This window comes from Chitinophaga sp. (assembly GCF_039596155.1).
Classification (GTDB): domain Bacteria; phylum Bacteroidota; class Bacteroidia; order Chitinophagales; family Chitinophagaceae; genus Chitinophaga.
This window is the reverse complement of the sequence record NZ_JBCNKF010000017.1, coordinates 117,307-133,358: the sequence shown is the minus strand read 5'-3', so window position 1 is coordinate 133,358 and position 16,052 is coordinate 117,307. Positions and strand designations below refer to the sequence as shown.

Genomic DNA, 16,052 nt, shown 5'->3' with positions numbered 1-16,052 from the left:
CGTTGAGATCCGATTCCCTTTTACGATGATTATTTAAGCCGGTTACCAGACCTTTTTTATTGGTGATAAATGGCTGTTCGAGTTTTAACCGCGATATGAGATATCTATGCTGTGATCCCATTTCCTTTTACGATGACTATTTAAGCCGGTTACCAGGCCTTTTTTATTGGTGATAAATGGCTGTTCGAGTTTTAACCGCGATATGAGATATCTACGCTGTGATCCGATTTCCTTTTACAATGACTATTTAAGCCGGTTACCAGGCCTTTTTCATTGGTGATAAATGGCTGTTCGAGTTTTACCCGCGATATGAGATATCTACGCTGTGATCCGATTTCCTTTTACAATGACTATTTAAGCCGGTTACCAGGCCTTTTTCATTGGTGATAAATGGCTGTTCGAGTTTTACCCGCGATATGAGATATCTACGCTGTGATCCGATTTCCTTTAGCCATGAATATTTAAATAGATCAGCCGGCTGGCACCGTATTTTTCCCGCTCGTTACTATTAAATTATTCAGCATTTTATTGCCGAAGTGGCCCCTTTTTTTGTTATTTTCGTAGTAACCATGTTTTTATTTTCACTGTAGCCTGTTTACCCAAATACCCCATTCTTTGAAGAAAAACCCATAATATGGCACTTAATACTGCAACCTCATTTTCTATTGCCGGCAATCAGTTCGACACCTTTCAGTCTATTGAATTAAGGCAATACCTGAACGGCCATCACGAGTTTGAGATTTACGTCAGCTATGACTGGTTCGAGAAATTAGGAGGAGGGATCTCCGGTGCCTCTGCAAAATTCCTGGGAGAAGAGATTGAAATCAATGTCGCCCCCGCCGAGCAACTTCCCGATGTACAAAACCTGATCTTTAAAGGGATCGTTATGCAGATCGCCACCGGCAAACAGGGTGATGGTACACACGGTAACTGCATCATCAGGGGCCAAAGCCCCAGCATCCTGCTGGAAGATGACTCGCATACTGCCGCATTTGAAAACAAGTCCCTCGCTGATATTATTTCCACGACCACCCAAAGCTACCCTCCTAACCTGCTACGCACCAGCATCAACCCCGACACCAAAGAATCACTCAAATACATCGTTCAATATAAAGAGACCTCCTATGCCTTTATCAAAAGATTGGCAGAGCGTTATGGAGAATGGTTCTTCTATGACGGCCAGCAACTGGTATTCGGGAAGAACAGCCCGAAAACCACTGTACTCACTCACCAGGTAGACCTGCTGGATTTCAACATTGAAGTATCAGTGGTGCCCAACAATGCCAGGTTCAATGGCTACGATTACCGGCAGGATAGCGTAGTGGAAGATACCACTAACGCAAAAGCGGCCGGAAAGATGAATGCCTACTCACAGAAGGCAAGTGATGTAAGTGCGAAGTTGTACAACAGGGAAGGCTTGTTCAAAATGAACTATCCCTTTACCAGCAGTGCAAAGTCACAAATTGACAAACTGACAACGCTGCAAAAGAAAAGCCGGTTGTCCCGGATGGTGCAGCTGCAGGGAAGCAGTACGAACCCCTCTTTCAGGATTGGAGATACTGTGAGCATCAAGGATTCTGCTTTTGCGCAGGAACAGCATCACGGAGAATATATGATTACAAGCGTGCGCCATTACTGTGGTGCCAATGGCAGTTACTATAATGTGTTCGAAGGCATTCCTACTGATGTAGCCGCCCCTCATGTCGATTATACCAATATTCCTTATTGTGAGCCCCAGTCTGCAACGGTGACCGATAATAATGATCCGAAGGCATTAGGCAGGGTGCGGGTGAAATTCCGCTGGATGCAGTCCGGACAAACCCCGTGGATCCGCGTAGTATCCGCCTCCGGTGGTGGAGACAAAGGCATGTTTATCATGCCGGAAGTGGGTGAAGAAGTGATTACGGAATTTGAAGGGGGGAATGCCGAACAGCCGTTTGTGATCGGTGCTACCTATAATGGGAAAGCGAAAAGTAGTTATGGGAATGCAGGAAATGATGTGAAAGCATTGAAAACGAGAAGCGGCAATACCATCCTGCTGAATGATGCCGCAGGTAGTGTGACCGTGACGGATAAAAATGGCAGTTCAATGGCCATGGACGGTGCAGGAAATATCACCATCAGCAGCCAGACGCTGGTAACGGTGAAGACGGATGATCATATTATCGTAGATGCACCCAATAAAATTGAGTTCCTGTCGAAGGAGATCCATTTGAAAGGAAGTGAACTGGTTGTGATCGGGGAAGGTGCTGCACAGGTGAAGGTGGATAATAAAGCAAATAAGATTACCTCAGGGGCAGATAAGATCACCCACAATGCGGTGACGCTGCACGAGACGATTAGCAGTGCAAATATCAGGATGAAGTCGGAAGTGTACCAGGTGACCAGCGGAACAAAAATAGGCATGGCGAGTAAGAGTGTGCTGGTAAATGGAGAGGCAGATACAGGGATCAATGGAGGAACACTGAAGTTGAATTGTTAACGGTAAGCCGCAGTTATCATACTTACAGGGCGCTTACCGGCCCTAATTGTCGTAAAAACGGAAACTTATGCTCATCAGCAATAAACATTTTGTTCCGGTCATTGGACTGGATATCCATATCGTTATCCTTTTCGGATTTCCCATTCCCCTGCCCCACCCTTACATTGGCTTTGTGCTGGACCCCATGGATTACATTCCTTTCCTTGGTGCCACTACAAAGGTCAACCACGTACCCAGGGGGGTTAGTGATACCAGTGGTATCATCATTATCCTCTTTCACTTTCCCATGGGTGGTCCCTGGCTGCTGGCGCCACTCATTGCCCATGATTCTGTCAACTTCTTCGGCGCCAAAAATACCCTGGCAGAAGGCAGAATGCTCAGCCCTACAGGTCATATGCTCATGACCTGTAACGATATCGGCTTGCCGCTTTCCCTGAAACCCGGCAAAAAGCTGATCCCGATGCCCAGTATGTACCTGCCTACCTCTTTTTCCATTCCCCTCTCCTTTGGCAAACCTGTGATTGTAGGCGGCCCCTATGTACCTGACTGGGCAGGAGTACTCATGAACCTCATTACCTCCTTCGGGTTTGGAGCTTTGATGAAAGGCATCGGCAAACTGGGGAAGAAAATGATGACTAAATTCAACCATGCCCTCAAAGGAAAACTGGGTAGTAATAAGCTGAGCAAGTTCCTTTGTAAGCGCGGTTTTGAGCCCGTAGATCTCGTGCAGGGCATCGTGATTTCGGAAGGTCTTGATTTTGAAATGTCAGGCCCGATCCCGATTGTATGGGAACGTACCTGGAACAGCGATAGTAACCATAAAGGAATACTGGGACACGGCAATCACCTCTTCTATGACATGAGGGTACAGGAGTTTACCACAGATAATGCTACGGTTGTTTTACTCCGGGATGGGCGCAGTGCAGTATTCGACGCCCTGCCTTACAGTGGCGACAAAGAATATAACCGGCATGAAAAGCTGTTGCTGACCCGTACAGATGCCGACGAATTTGTACTGTACAACTACGAAGAGAAGCTCTATTATACCTTTAAAAAGATCCGTGACACGGACGAGCAGTACCGGTTGTTCGCCATTCACAATAAAATGAATTTCCTGGTGACCCTTCATTACAACCAGCAGGGTCATTTATTGCGCATCACGGACAGCATTGGCAGACAGTTCCATATCAGGAACGACTTTGAAGGCCGCATTACCAGTGTTACAGCGCATCACCGCGGTCAGGAAAAGCTGCTGGTATCTTATGAATATAATGAAGAAGGTGATTTAATCACCATTGCCGATGCTTTAGGGCAAGCTACCCGTATCCAGTACAGGCATCACCTCATGATCTCCAAAACAGATCGCACCGGGCAAACCTTTTATTGGGAATATGATAATAAGAAACGTTGTATTCATACCTGGGGCGATGGTGGTCTGCTCGAGGGTCATATAGCATACCATCCGAAAGAAGGATATAATCTTGTAACCAATTCACTGGGTCAAACGACCACCTATTATTATTCCCCTGACTTTGTCATTTCCCAGATCAAAGACCCTATGGGGAATTCTACCTTTATTAATTATACCGAAGACTTCGAGATCTACCAGGAAATAGATGAAGAAGGTACAGTAGCCGGGTACACCTACGATGATATGGGCAATTTAGCCAGCGTAGTACAACCGGATGGCAGTAGTTATTCCTTCCTGTACAATGACGAGGGTGAAATGATACTGGGTATGGATGCTGAGGGTAATAGCAGTACCTATACCTATTACCCGGAGAATGGTTTGCTACATACCAATACCCGGCCGGATGGCAGTATCCAGATCATGCGTTATAATGAACATTTATTGCTGGCCAGTGTGGAGGATACAGATGATAATGCCACTCTAATGGAGTATGATGAGGACCTGAACCTTGTAAAAATGATCCTGCCGGATGGAGGTGAGGCCACATGGACCTACGATGTATGGGGCCAATGTACCAGCTCTGGTAATCCTGCAAAACAGGTACAGCGATTCCAGTACGATGCCCTCGGTCGTATCACCACTATTGATACCCCCGATGGTAATCATATCCGGATGGAATATGATGCTTACTTCCAGGTACTGCGCGCAGTTGATAAACACCATGACGTAAAGTTCTCTTACACCCCGCTGGGGAACCTGCGTACCAGGGAAGAGAATGGAGCAAAGATGAATTACATCTACGACACGGAGTGCAGACTACGGACCATCATCAATGAGAAAGGAGAATCTTACCAGTTTGTACGCAATGCAAAAGGTGAAAGTATTCATGAGACAGGTTTTGATGGTATCAGTTATGGCTTTGTACGCGATACGACGGGTAAGGTGATCAGGGTAGAAAGACCTGGTCAGAAGCATACAGTGTACGAATATGATTATAATGGTATGCTCGTACGTGCGGAACATAGTGACGGTACCTGGTCTTCCTTTGCTTATGACCGGAATGGATTGCTGATAGAAGCGGTCAATGAAAACAGCACGGTCAGTTTCAGGCGGGATGCCATGGGCAATGTGATAGAAGAGTGCCAGAACGGGCACGTGGTAAGTACCCAATACGATGAGAACAGCAGGAGAATGCAGTTGCAAACTTCATTAGGGGCGCAGGTAAATTTACTACGAAACCGGATGGGGGATATTACCGGCATGCGGGCTACGGTAGAAAGAAGTAGTGTAAATGGCAGTCATGCGATGGCGGGTGGTGTTATTGATCCATGGACACTGCAAATAAAATATGACCTGCTGGGGATGGAGACGGAACGTTTACTTCCCGGAGGCATCAGCAGCAGCTGGACATACGACAAAGCGGGGATGCCTGCTTCGCAAACGGTGAACAGTAACAGCCGCACCATACGCAAAACGTATTATCGCTGGGATGCCAATCAGCGCCTGCGTGAAATGGTAAACGCCATTAACAACAGCAGCGTGAAGTATGCCCACGATAGTTTTGGCAACCTTGCCTGGGCGCAGTATGAAGATGGGCACTTCGATTACAGGCAACCGGATAAAACAGGTAACCTTTTCAGAACTGTTTCGCAGCAGGACCGTAAATACGCGCCTGGTGGTCAACTGCAGGAAACGCCGGCCGCAAGATTTGAGTACGATGCAGAAGGATTTATGGTCAGAAAGATCACGGCAGATCTGCAGGAATGGACGTATGAATGGACAGGCAGGGGCACCTTGCAACAGGTAACAAGACCAGATGGCAGAACGGTGCGTTTTGAATATGATGCGCTGGGCAGAAGGACAGCCAAGATATATAAACAGGAGATTACGCGGTGGGTATGGGATGGCAGAAATCCCGTACACGAATGGACATACAACGTCAATGACCGGCCACAGACGAGGATCGATGATTTGGGCAATATCACCCAGGCACCCGAGCCGGTGCCGGAAGATACTTTGATCACCTGGGTATTTGAAGGTGATTCCTCTATCCCGGTGGCAAAGATTGTAAATGGCAGGCAATATTCTATCCTGTCTGACTACCTCGGCGTACCTTTTGCTGCATACGACGACGCCGGCGAAGAGCGCTGGTCCTGTGAATTGGATATTTATGGAAAGGTTCGTAAGTTAGCAGGGAGTAAGGGTTTCATCCCCTTCCGCTACCAGGGGCAGTATGAAGATGTAGAAACGGGATTATATTATAACCGTTTCCGTTATTACAGTCCAGACGAAGGCATTTACATCAGTAAAGATCCTATCGGCCTGGATGGCGGCAGCAGGTTGTATAGCTTTGTGAATGATCCAACCAACCTGTTTGACTTACTGGGATTGCACCCCATCTTCGATGATGCGCTGGCAGAAAAAGCCAGACAGGCGCATAACCTGCTAAAGCGGAATATAGAAGGTAAACCGGAGATCGGGTTTAACCAGTCCACGGTATCCATTGCTGAGGGTACCCTGCCCAGTGGAGAAAAGCAATTGTTTGCCTCTGGTAATGGTGCAAAGTTAACACCGGCGCAGCGCGCCAAACTGGTAGAGCTGGGTGTACCACCAGAGAACATCTATAGTGGCGTGGCTTATATGAAGCAGCCGGTCAACAAATCGAAAGTGAAATCAGTAAGGAAAGCTTACAACCTGGAGAACCATGCGGAGCGGGTAATTATCAGGAACGCGCCGGAAGGTACTAAATTTACACGATGGGGTATCTCGTGGGCGAAATATCAGCGGAATGAACCATGTAGTAACTGTAAGCCCCATGTGGAATGTGCATCATAAAACAAGTAATCGATATAAATGGCATTACCTTATTCAGCGTACAAAAAGAAAGTACAACCTGAGCTGGCAAAATTATCACCTGAGCAATTGCTCTTTGTAGGTGCATGGACAACAGAATACCTGGATAGACAATATGGAACAATCCTGGATGGTGATGGGTTCGCACGGGAACATGAAGTGTTGCAAAATGCGATTGCATTTTTGTGGAAGGGAGTAGATGATCCGGCGACATTGGTGGAAGCAGATGTGAAGAAACAGTTGAAGCAGGTGAGGAATATTGATATTGATGGTCTGGATTTCGCAAAACCAAAAGATTGCGGCATTCTGAAACTGATGGAGGCAGTGGAGAGTACATTGAGTTATGTGAAAGACAGGAAATTGGATGGAATACTGATGACGGCATGGTTTCCAATGGATGTGCTGAATGCACAAAAGGATGAAAAGTACGTGATGAATGAAACACCGCCGAAGTATAAACTGGATGACCCGTTTTTTGCGGAGGAATTGGAAGCACAGTTAAAATTGTTGGCTTACCTGGCTGAAGGGAAAGCTTTTAGCAGTGCAAATAAATCAATATTTAGATAGCGGTGTTTAAAATAGGTAGTAGCAGGTTAACTGCCTGCCAATAAATTTATTATTCGGATGATGGAACAATTAACCTTTTCTTCTTTTGATAAAACCTTAAGAGAAAACTTTGCGAATCTTTCCTTTGACCAGTGCCTGTTCTTTGGTGCCTGGAATGCAGAGTACCTGTATAACAAATACGCCAATCACCTGTTGACACTGGAAGATGAGGAAGGCTACGAGATCGTAACAGAAGCCCTTACTTACCTGTGGGATGCGGTGGACAAAACGGCTAACGTGGAAGAGGAGGAAGTAGATGCGCAGATCCTGCGCCTGCATGATATTGATATAGACCAGCTGAACCTGGAGGAGGAAAAAGGTACTGGGGTGATGAAACTGATGGAGTGCCTGGAAAGTTCGCTGGTGTATATAGAAGAAAAGAACTTCGAATTTATAGCCGCTTGTGCTTACTTTCCTATAGATGTAGCGGATGTAGTCATGACGAATGAGCTGGGGCTCGATACGAATGATCCGAATAAGCATATTCAGCATCCTTTACTGCAGGCGGAATTTGAGGCGGAGTTTAAAATGATGGCGTATTTGAAAGCACACGACGTTTTGAGCAGCAGGGATAGACATCTTTTCAGGTAGAACCTGATTTCTTGATCCAGGGAAGAGGCCTTTACGGCCTCTTTTTTTATGTCCTGCCATTTCAGGCGGTCGTCTTTTTAGCTTTCGCCTTTTCCTTATCCCCGTATTGCTTTCTGTTGTCTAAAATTGTCTCAATATGTGCCTGTCCCCAATGCAGCAGGTTATTGATGGGAGGAATCAGGCTGTTACCCAGTTCGGTCAGTTCGTATTCTACTCTTGGGGGTATTTCAGGAAAGAACTCACGCGAAATCAATCCGTCTGCTTCCAGCGATCTCAAAGTAACAGTGAGCATTTTCTGGGAAATATCTCCAATATGGCCTGAAATCTCGCTAAACCGCAACTTTCCTTTTTGAGACAACAATTCCACGACCAGAATGGACCATTTATCACCAAACCTATCCAGCACATGACGGATAGGACAAAAAGCCGGCTTAAATTTTTCATCATTATTTTCAATCATAACTCACTGATTTATAACTATAGTTACCAATTGGTAAGTTGGGCGCTGGCAGGTGCCTTCTTTGTTAAAAGTTACACACCATTTACCTTTGGCTCTCCAAAAGAGAGTGACTCTCTCCGCTACGTAAAAGTAGCACAAAATTTCTGATAAATAAGTGTAAGGATTCAATAAGTGAAAATGAAAACAGCCACCACAAAGAATTTATATTAAAATATCTGTTGAAACACATTTTATTTAAAAAAGTATATATCTTCGGCCTGCAATTGAGACAAACGAGCAGAACTATAATCGGTATTTTTTCAATTGCAGGGTTATATAGACCGGTAATAGTGAGTGAAGGAATTAAACGAATGGTAATACACGGGTCAAAACATTTTTGACAAAAATTCATTTACAAACAGGCAGAACATTTTTTTAAAATAAAAGCAATCTTAAAAACACCAGCTAACATGAAAAAAATCTCAATCGTTGCATCAGCACTGTTATTATTTGCATCTGCATCTTTCGCACAGGCTACATGGACTGTAGACAAAGCGCACAGCAGACTGGGTTATGGCGTTACTCACCTGGGTATTGCTGAAAGTGAAGGTAACTTCAAATCTTACGAAGCAAAGATCACTGCATCTAAAGCAGATTTTTCTGACGCGGTAATCGAAGTAACTGCAGATGTTAACAGCATCAACACTGACAACGAAATGCGCGACAAGCACGTAAAGAGCCCGGATTTCTTCGATGCTGAGAAATTCGGTACCATTACTTTCAAGAGCACTTCTATCAAGAAAGCAAGCGGCAAGACTTTCAAAGTAACCGGCGACCTGACTATGCACGGTGTAACTAAGCCAGTAACGCTGGAGCTGACTATCAACGGTACTACTACTAACCCAATGAGCAAGAAGGAAGAAGTAGGTATCAAAGTAACTGGTACTTTCAAACGTACTGATTTCGGTATCGGCGCTTCTATGCCAACTCAGATGCTGAGCGACGAAGTTGTACTGAAAGCTAACGGCGAATTCGTAAAAGGATAATGGCAATGAAAAAACTAATGATATTTTCAGGAACACTGCTGCTCACGGCAGCAGTGTTTGCCTTTAACCTGGTATCACCGCTGTGGAAGATTGGCGACAAATACAACATTTCGTTTTCTTCTAATGAAGTGAGTGGTATATTCAAGGTATTCAAAGGCACTATTAATTTTGACGAAGCGAATCCGGCGGTTTCTAATTTTGATGTAACCGTTGATGTGGCTTCTATCCAGACTGGTAATGCGTTGCAGAACAAGCATGCCAAGAGTGATGAGTGGTTTGATGCAGCGAAGTATCCGGTGATTCACTATGTATCTAAAAAGATCGTGAAGGCTGGTGCGGGTTACCAGGTAACCGGTGATCTGGAGATCCATGGAGTGAAAAAGGAATTTACTATTCCTTTTAATTTTGTGAAGAAAGGAGCTGGTGCGACCTTCGCTGGTACATTTAATGTGAACAGAAATGATTTCCATATTGGCAAACCAGGTGGGGATGTTGCGGATGTGATCAAGGTGGAGATCGCGGTACCTGTTACGAAGTAATTATTAAATCGAACGTATGCTGAAGAAGTTATTAATATTAGCAGTAGTTTCAGGTGTGCTGGCAGCAGTAGCGAGTTTGGTATACCAGAAAGTATATGCAGAATCGCTGGGGGATGGTTTTAAGAATATCGTTACCCTGCAGAAGATCTTTGCCGCCTGTTTAGGAGCGAACATCGTAGCAGCGATCGGTTATTTCTTACTGAGCAAAGTGCTGAAAAGTCATACAGAGGCGGTATTCAACCTGCTGTTTGCAGTTATTACCATTGTGACGATTGTATATCCTATCGGGTATAAGCTGCCGTTGGATGTTGAGATGCCGGAATTGTTCCCGGGATTAGCGATTCCAATGCACTTCTTCCCGGTACTGGGCTGGATGACGTTGAAGCCATTATTTGCTAAGAATATTTAGTTTTAAAACCGCCCCTGTTTGTTCAACAGGGGCGGTTTTAGATTATACAAAGGCACTGAAGCCGGTGATGGCCCGGCCTACGATCAGTGAGTTGATTTCTTTTGTGCCCTCATAAGAATAGATTGCCTCCGCATCTGCGACAAAGCGGGCTACGTTATACTCCAGCAGTATCCCGTTTCCACCCATTACTTCCCTGGCCCTGCTCACGATATCCCGGGTGCGTAAAGAGCAGAATACTTTTGCGATAGATGCATGTTCATCTTCCAGCAGGCCATCGTCCTGTAACTGGGATAACCTGAATACCATGGTTTGCATGGCTGTCAGGTTAGAGAGCATTTCTACGAGGTGGTTTTGTATAAGCTGGAAACTGGCGATGGGCTTTCCGAACTGTTTGCGCTGACGGGTATAGGTCAATGCATTTTCATACGCTCCCCTGGCACAGCCTACTGCTAACCAGGCAACGCCGGCCCTGGTCATTTGCAATACTTTGGCGGTATCTTTAAAGGAATTGGCGTTGGCTAAGCGATCACTTTCGGCTACTTCACAATCTTTTAAAGTGATGATGCCATTCTGGACGATGCGTAAGGCCATTTTATCATGCATTTTTTCAACGCTGAAACCGGGCGTCCCTTTTCTCAGGAGGAATCCTTTTACCTGGTTATCATCTACATCTCTTGCCCAGATTACCAATACGTCTGCAAAGGTGGCATTGCCAATCCATTTCTTTTGCCCGTTCAGCACCCACCTGTCCCCTACTCTTTTTGCAGTGGTAGTAAGACCACCGGCGGCACCGGAGCCTACTTCGGGCTCGGTCAGTCCGAAGGCCCCGATTATCTTTAATTGCTCCATACCCGGCAGCCATTCCTGCTTTTGTTCTTCTGAGCCCAGGGTATGGATAGATCCCATGGCCAGCCCATTCTGTACACCGAAGAAGGTAGCGATAGAGCAATCTACCCGAGCCATCTCCATGGCAATGATGCCTTCCATAACGAAGGAGTAATCGCCCCGGAAGGTACCGCCGCAGATATTTAATTCGGCCAGTTTAGGAATAATTTCAAAAGGGAATTCGGCTTTAAACCAATATTCGTTGACGATAGGTTGTATTTCCGTTTCCATGAAATGACGGACTTTCAGCTGAAGGGCACGTTCTTCATCTGTGAGCATAGCCGAAAGATCGTAGAAGTCACCGTTGACAGGTGGGAGTTCTCTTTTTCGTCCACTGCCCCCGGTAAGCATTTTGGTTAATCCGGCCAGTTGCTGGTCGTTCATTTTGCCAACGGCGGCCATTACTTTTGGCAGGTCTACTTTTTCAGCAATATGTCCGAGCTGTTCGAAATCAATACTTTTGAGTAAGTGAAATGCCTGTCTGATCGTGGAAAATTTTACTGCCATATGGGGAGTTTTTTATAAATATAAGAAAATCCTCAGCTAGCTGGCCGCCTGCTGAGGATTACATTTGTCCGTACTAACGGGACAAGAAAAATTTTACTGATCAATTTAGCGAAATACGTGAATGAATGCCGGTACAGATGCAACTAACTCATATGTGCATCGGTGAAGCGCTGCATGTATGCATTCAGACGATTGAAAACATCAACCTGGCAGGCAGCGCTGCTGCTAACCGGATGTACTGGATTTTTTCTTCTACCAGTTCTTCAATCTTCTTTTTTGCAAACATGCTGTAAGGAAATTTTAACGTAATCTTAAATTTAATAGCAGGTTCATCGTCCTGTAGCCTGTAACCGAAACGGATGTCCTTAATTTTCTCCTTTCCTACCACGCTGGTAAGGAATTCTGCTATTTCCGCCGGATGCTCTAAAGTTGTGCGTTGTTCCATGTCTGGTTTAGTTTTGGGGGCGTTGGCCACGCCTTGGTTTCTTCAATAAATGACTCTAGTTAAGCTTCAACAGGTGGGAATAGGACTGGGTTTAACGGAAACAATGAATCTATTTTATTGCAAATCCGGTACATTTGTGTACTATGCACAACTACCGGTAATATAAGACGCGTTTTGGCACATTTTAGTATTAACCTTATCCAGGAATTTACCTCGTTAAGAATTAAATGAAAATATATTTATTCACTGCAATCGAACAGGAGTTCAAAAAAGAGTTTTACCAGCAGATACAAGCGCAGAATTTGCGGGTAACTGGTATAACAACTGCAGTTATTACACTTACCACGCTGATCACACATATTCTGACGATTACTCTACCGGTAGGTAGAACTATGCCTGTGGTGCAATTTGACATTCTTACTACAATACAGCGATTCTTAATATTAAGTTCAGCTATTATTGCTTTGATTATCTACCTTATTCGTAAAAAACTGCCATTTATACAGCAAATTCGGTACCATTTTTTAGTGATTCTCTATTCGTTATGTTTTATTGGCAGTTGTATGGCGCTGACATTCCTGGCGCAGCACAACCCCAAAAATACCATGACCATGATGGTGATCGGACTTTTGGTGATTGCGATGGTACAGGTTTTTTCGTTCTTTCAGCTTTTAACTATATGTTTTATAACGGGAGTTACTTTTTCGTCTTTTCTTCATCTTTTCCAGGTGGACCCGTTACAACTGGTAGGTAATATTAATATATTCTGGCTGATGATGTGTGCTTTCTATGTGGTTTCCAGGATGTTATATTCTTACCATGCCAATTATTTTATTAAGATCAAAACAATTGAGCGGAAAAATGAGGAGATAGCGGCGGCGAACAAGTTGAAGACGGAGATACTGGGGATCGTGGCGCATGATCTACGAAGTCCCATTTCTGGGATCCGTTCTGTATTGCACCTGATGCAGGAGTATCCGTTTACGCCTGAACAGGAGAATAAATACCTGCAGTGGATCGGGGAAGCTTGTGGAACGGCAGATCAGATCATAGAGGAGCTGCTCACCGCTGCACGGCAATCAGAAGGAGACAAGTTACAAACGAACTATGTGTGCCTGAATGACTGGCTGGAGAATGTACGGGATAACTGGCAGCAACAGGTGAAGCATCAGCAACGATTATTGCTGGAGTTACCTCAGGGAGAAATAAAGGCACATATACATACCGGTAAATTACAGCGGGTGGTGGATAATCTGGTGCACAATGCGTTGAAGTTTACGCCTGATGGCGGGGCTATTACCCTTGGCATGCGGCCGCATCGCGGAGGTGTGCGGATTTCTGTAACTGATACGGGAATAGGTATTCCGCAGGAAATGCTACCAAATATCTTCGACAGGTTTACTTCAGCCCGGCGGAAGGGCCTTCATCATGAACCTTCCACCGGTCTGGGTCTGCACATTTGTAAGCAGCTGGTACAGCAACACGGTGGTAATATCTACGTTTCATCACAAGAAAACAAAGGTACTGTCTTCAACATAGACCTCCCCTATACAGTGTTATAAAGGTTGGTTAGTATAAACGTCTTTTACGCGGAACTGACTCACACCGTTGACGACATCCATGATCGTACCCCGGTTACCTGACCTTCTACCTACAAAGTGTTGTGGATTCATGGGTAAGATGTGGCGGCATTTCCACGATCTTCCACATGTACTACCTCGAGGATGCGGGTAGCAATTGCATTTACCAGTTGCGGATCTGCTGCGTAATCCGGGTTAGGTTGTAAATCGCCGTTTACCTGCAGTAAATAATCGATGGAATGTTCGTCGTCCAGCACTGCTTTGTAGTGCTCGATACCTCTTGATTCATGCGGTTGCACAACTACGATGTAGTTGCTACCTTTCAGGTCAAAGTCTAAGGTGAAATCTTTCATATGGCATCACTTTTAAATGCAATACGCAAAATTGTCCATACAGCGTAATAGGTTGTAGTTGTAGATTGTCTGCTGCTCTTTTTGCGTTATATAAATATAACAAAATTAAGGCCACGCAGTTGCAAAAAATCTATTAACAATTAGTCTTCTTTTCCTCCTTTTTCACCCGTGAACCAATGTTCTTTTTGTTTGAAGAGCACGTTGAAGGTGGTGAGGGAGCCGTATATGCGGGTAATGTATTGCTGCATGTTCACTTTGTCTTCGTCAGAGAGCTGCTTATGACTGTTGACCTGTTGTTCCAGTACGCGCAACCGGTCTCTTACCATGACTATTTTATGAAAGAAAACCTCTATAGGTAGTTCTTTTGGTTTCAGCGATGCATCTTTTGGCTGGAGCAGGATCGTACCTCCCTCCCATTTATCACCGAGGGGAATAATTTCGGTGGGTTCACCCCAGAGCCGGAGGATTTTTAATAGAGAGGTTTCGACGGCGGAAGTAGTTTCGACTTCGACAGATTGGTTTTCAATGTGGAGGATTTCGAAGAGGGGGTCAGTTTTGTCTATGTCGATGATGCCCTGGTCCATAAAAGTGACTACGTATTGTGCGTATTTAACACCGATAATGACACCCGGACCATATTTGGCGTGTTGTACCCTGGAACCTTTGCCTGCAGTTAATTCTTCCATGCTGTGATATTTTTTTACAAGATATTGAAAAAGTGTTAGTTATTCGCCAGCAGTACGATGGAAGGGCTTCGACGCCGAATGGATTATTGCAGACCGGCAAATTGTTCAACTTCCCGGCCTGCAACTATCAATATATATTACTATTCCAGTTCTACCATTGCTTTGATGACACCTGTCTTTGGATCTAACCAGCTATTAAACTGGTCTTTTACCTGGTCAAACTGCACACGATGCGTGATATAGGTTACCGGATCTACTTCTCCGCTCTTCATATTCTTCACTACATGTTCGAAGTCTTCTCTTGTTGCATTCCGGCTACTCATCAGGGTCGCTTCTCTTTTATGAAACTCCGGATGGCTTACACTGATCTCGCCTTTTTGCAATCCTACCAGCACATACCGGGCGCCATGTGCCATATATTCAAAACCGTTGTTGATAGCTTTCTGGCTTCCTGTAGCATCAATCACAACAGTGGGCATATCACCGTTGGTGATTTCCTGCAGTACAGCCATTACATCTTCCGTTACCGGATTAATTGTATGAGCGACCTTTAATTTATCCTTACAGAACTGGAGGCGTCCTTCATTAATGTCCATAGCGATGACTTTGCCACCGGCTATACGGGCAAACTCCATAATACCCAGTCCGATAGGCCCGGCACCGATCACCAGTACAAATTCTCCGGGAGTAACACCGGCACGTCTTACCCCGTGGGCGCCGATCGCCAGTGGTTCCACCAATGCCAGTGCTTCCATACTCAGGCCTTCTCCATGAATTAAGGACGACGACGGTACGGAAAGGTACTCGGCCATGCCACCATCGATGTGTACGCCACAAACCTGGATGCGGGTACAGCAGTTTGGTTTGCCGCTACGACAGGCGATACAGGTCCCGCAATTAAAATAAGGGATGAAGGTCACGGCCTCGCCGATTTCAAAACCGGGGGCATTGTCGATCGCTACCAGTTCCCCGGCCAGTTCATGACCAAGGATACGCGGATAAGCAAAATAAGGTTGTGTTCCTTCAAAAGCGTGGAGGTCCGTGCCACAGATACCGATGCGTTTGATTTTAATGATGGCATGATTAGCAGTCAATGCTGGCATTTCTTTCTGGCCGTAATCAAACTGCCCGGGCGTGGTACAGGTGAGTATTTTTATCATAATGCGTAAAATAAAACAAAAAATCCTGCTTTTTCTTGCGAAAACAGCAGGATTTTTTTG

General features: G+C 45.2%; 14 protein-coding genes. 8 read left to right on the top strand and 6 right to left on the bottom strand.

Annotated elements, in window-relative coordinates; translation table 11 throughout:
- Positions 1 to 634: 634 nt before the first annotated feature.
- From ABDW33_RS17570 to ABDW33_RS17555, 4 genes are all read left to right on the top strand, one after another.
- Positions 635 to 2,482 carry a contractile injection system protein, VgrG/Pvc8 family gene (locus ABDW33_RS17570; protein WP_343691390.1) on the top strand — a complete coding sequence of 616 codons (1,848 nt, stop codon included), beginning with the start codon at positions 635 to 637 and terminating at the stop codon, positions 2,480 to 2,482.
- A gap of 67 nt (positions 2,483 to 2,549) precedes the next feature.
- Positions 2,550 to 6,728: an RHS repeat-associated core domain-containing protein gene (locus ABDW33_RS17565; protein WP_343691389.1), complete on the top strand. Its 4,179-nt coding sequence runs from the start codon at positions 2,550 to 2,552 to the stop codon at positions 6,726 to 6,728.
- Between the two features lie 18 nt (positions 6,729 to 6,746).
- Complete coding sequence (locus ABDW33_RS17560; RefSeq protein WP_343691388.1) at positions 6,747 to 7,313, top strand: hypothetical protein; 567 nt, start codon at positions 6,747 to 6,749, stop codon at positions 7,311 to 7,313.
- 57 nt (positions 7,314 to 7,370) lie between these two features.
- The gene (locus ABDW33_RS17555) at positions 7,371 to 7,943 is read left to right on the top strand and encodes a hypothetical protein (RefSeq protein WP_343691387.1); all 573 of its coding nucleotides are present in this window, start codon (positions 7,371 to 7,373) and stop codon (positions 7,941 to 7,943) included.
- A 61-nt stretch (positions 7,944 to 8,004) separates the two neighbouring features.
- Here the strand turns inward: ABDW33_RS17555 and ABDW33_RS17550 are convergent, their stop codons facing one another.
- Positions 8,005 to 8,403 (bottom strand): helix-turn-helix domain-containing protein, encoded by a 399-nt coding sequence (locus ABDW33_RS17550; RefSeq protein WP_343691386.1) that lies wholly within the window; start codon positions 8,401 to 8,403, stop codon positions 8,005 to 8,007.
- Positions 8,404 to 8,852: 449 nt separating this feature from the next.
- On the opposite strand from ABDW33_RS17550, the gene ABDW33_RS17545 reads away from it, so the two are divergent.
- The 3 genes from ABDW33_RS17545 to ABDW33_RS17535 are packed head-to-tail and all read left to right on the top strand — an operon-like array spanning position 8,853 to position 10,376.
- Entirely contained in the window at positions 8,853 to 9,428 is a 576-nt protein-coding gene (locus ABDW33_RS17545) for a YceI family protein (protein WP_343691385.1), read from the top strand.
- A 5-nt stretch (positions 9,429 to 9,433) separates the two neighbouring features.
- Positions 9,434 to 9,967 (top strand): YceI family protein, encoded by a 534-nt coding sequence (locus tag ABDW33_RS17540; RefSeq protein WP_343691384.1) that lies wholly within the window; start codon positions 9,434 to 9,436, stop codon positions 9,965 to 9,967.
- Positions 9,968 to 9,983: 16 nt separating this feature from the next.
- The gene (locus ABDW33_RS17535) at positions 9,984 to 10,376 is read left to right on the top strand and encodes a hypothetical protein (RefSeq protein WP_343691383.1); all 393 of its coding nucleotides are present in this window, start codon (positions 9,984 to 9,986) and stop codon (positions 10,374 to 10,376) included.
- Between the two features lie 42 nt (positions 10,377 to 10,418).
- Here ABDW33_RS17535 and ABDW33_RS17530 read toward each other — a convergent pair whose 3' ends face one another.
- Both ABDW33_RS17530 and ABDW33_RS17525 read right to left on the bottom strand, forming a co-directional pair.
- Entirely contained in the window at positions 10,419 to 11,768 is a 1,350-nt protein-coding gene (locus ABDW33_RS17530) for an acyl-CoA dehydrogenase family protein (protein WP_343691382.1), read from the bottom strand.
- A 184-nt stretch (positions 11,769 to 11,952) separates the two neighbouring features.
- Complete coding sequence (locus tag ABDW33_RS17525) at positions 11,953 to 12,213, bottom strand: hypothetical protein (RefSeq protein ID WP_343691381.1); 261 nt, start codon at positions 12,211 to 12,213, stop codon at positions 11,953 to 11,955.
- Positions 12,214 to 12,776: 563 nt separating this feature from the next.
- Between ABDW33_RS17525 and ABDW33_RS17520 the strand changes: the two genes are divergently transcribed.
- Positions 12,777 to 13,775 (top strand): HAMP domain-containing sensor histidine kinase, encoded by a 999-nt coding sequence (locus ABDW33_RS17520; RefSeq protein ID WP_343691380.1) that lies wholly within the window; start codon positions 12,777 to 12,779, stop codon positions 13,773 to 13,775.
- Positions 13,776 to 13,882: 107 nt separating this feature from the next.
- Here the strand turns inward: ABDW33_RS17520 and ABDW33_RS17515 are convergent, their stop codons facing one another.
- The 3 genes from ABDW33_RS17515 to ABDW33_RS17505 form a co-directional block, all read right to left on the bottom strand.
- Positions 13,883 to 14,146: a hypothetical protein gene (locus ABDW33_RS17515; protein WP_343691379.1), complete on the bottom strand. Its 264-nt coding sequence runs from the start codon at positions 14,144 to 14,146 to the stop codon at positions 13,883 to 13,885.
- A 140-nt stretch (positions 14,147 to 14,286) separates the two neighbouring features.
- Positions 14,287 to 14,832: a hypothetical protein gene (locus tag ABDW33_RS17510; protein ID WP_343691378.1), complete on the bottom strand. Its 546-nt coding sequence runs from the start codon at positions 14,830 to 14,832 to the stop codon at positions 14,287 to 14,289.
- 140 nt (positions 14,833 to 14,972) lie between these two features.
- Entirely contained in the window at positions 14,973 to 15,992 is a 1,020-nt protein-coding gene (locus ABDW33_RS17505; protein ID WP_343691377.1) for a zinc-binding alcohol dehydrogenase family protein, read from the bottom strand.
- Positions 15,993 to 16,052: the final 60 nt, after the last annotated feature.

Excerpts from the sequence above, each read along its gene's own strand:
- ABDW33_RS17570 (WP_343691390.1), top strand. The coding sequence starts at position 635 with ATGGCACTTAATACTGCAACCTCATTTTCTATTGCCGGCAATCAGTTC.
- ABDW33_RS17565 (WP_343691389.1), top strand. The coding sequence starts at position 2,550 with ATGCTCATCAGCAATAAACATTTTGTTCCGGTCATTGGACTGGATATC.
- ABDW33_RS17560 (WP_343691388.1), top strand. The coding sequence starts at position 6,747 with ATGGCATTACCTTATTCAGCGTACAAAAAGAAAGTACAACCTGAGCTG.
- ABDW33_RS17555 (WP_343691387.1), top strand. The coding sequence starts at position 7,371 with ATGATGGAACAATTAACCTTTTCTTCTTTTGATAAAACCTTAAGAGAA.
- ABDW33_RS17550 (WP_343691386.1), bottom strand. The coding sequence starts at position 8,403 with ATGATTGAAAATAATGATGAAAAATTTAAGCCGGCTTTTTGTCCTATC.
- ABDW33_RS17545 (WP_343691385.1), top strand. The coding sequence starts at position 8,853 with ATGAAAAAAATCTCAATCGTTGCATCAGCACTGTTATTATTTGCATCT.
- ABDW33_RS17540 (WP_343691384.1), top strand. The coding sequence starts at position 9,434 with ATGAAAAAACTAATGATATTTTCAGGAACACTGCTGCTCACGGCAGCA.
- ABDW33_RS17535 (WP_343691383.1), top strand. The coding sequence starts at position 9,984 with ATGCTGAAGAAGTTATTAATATTAGCAGTAGTTTCAGGTGTGCTGGCA.
- ABDW33_RS17530 (WP_343691382.1), bottom strand. The coding sequence starts at position 11,768 with ATGGCAGTAAAATTTTCCACGATCAGACAGGCATTTCACTTACTCAAA.
- ABDW33_RS17525 (WP_343691381.1), bottom strand. The coding sequence starts at position 12,213 with ATGGAACAACGCACAACTTTAGAGCATCCGGCGGAAATAGCAGAATTC.
- ABDW33_RS17520 (WP_343691380.1), top strand. The coding sequence starts at position 12,777 with ATGGCGCTGACATTCCTGGCGCAGCACAACCCCAAAAATACCATGACC.
- ABDW33_RS17515 (WP_343691379.1), bottom strand. The coding sequence starts at position 14,146 with ATGAAAGATTTCACCTTAGACTTTGACCTGAAAGGTAGCAACTACATC.
- ABDW33_RS17510 (WP_343691378.1), bottom strand. The coding sequence starts at position 14,832 with ATGGAAGAATTAACTGCAGGCAAAGGTTCCAGGGTACAACACGCCAAA.
- ABDW33_RS17505 (WP_343691377.1), bottom strand. The coding sequence starts at position 15,992 with ATGATAAAAATACTCACCTGTACCACGCCCGGGCAGTTTGATTACGGC.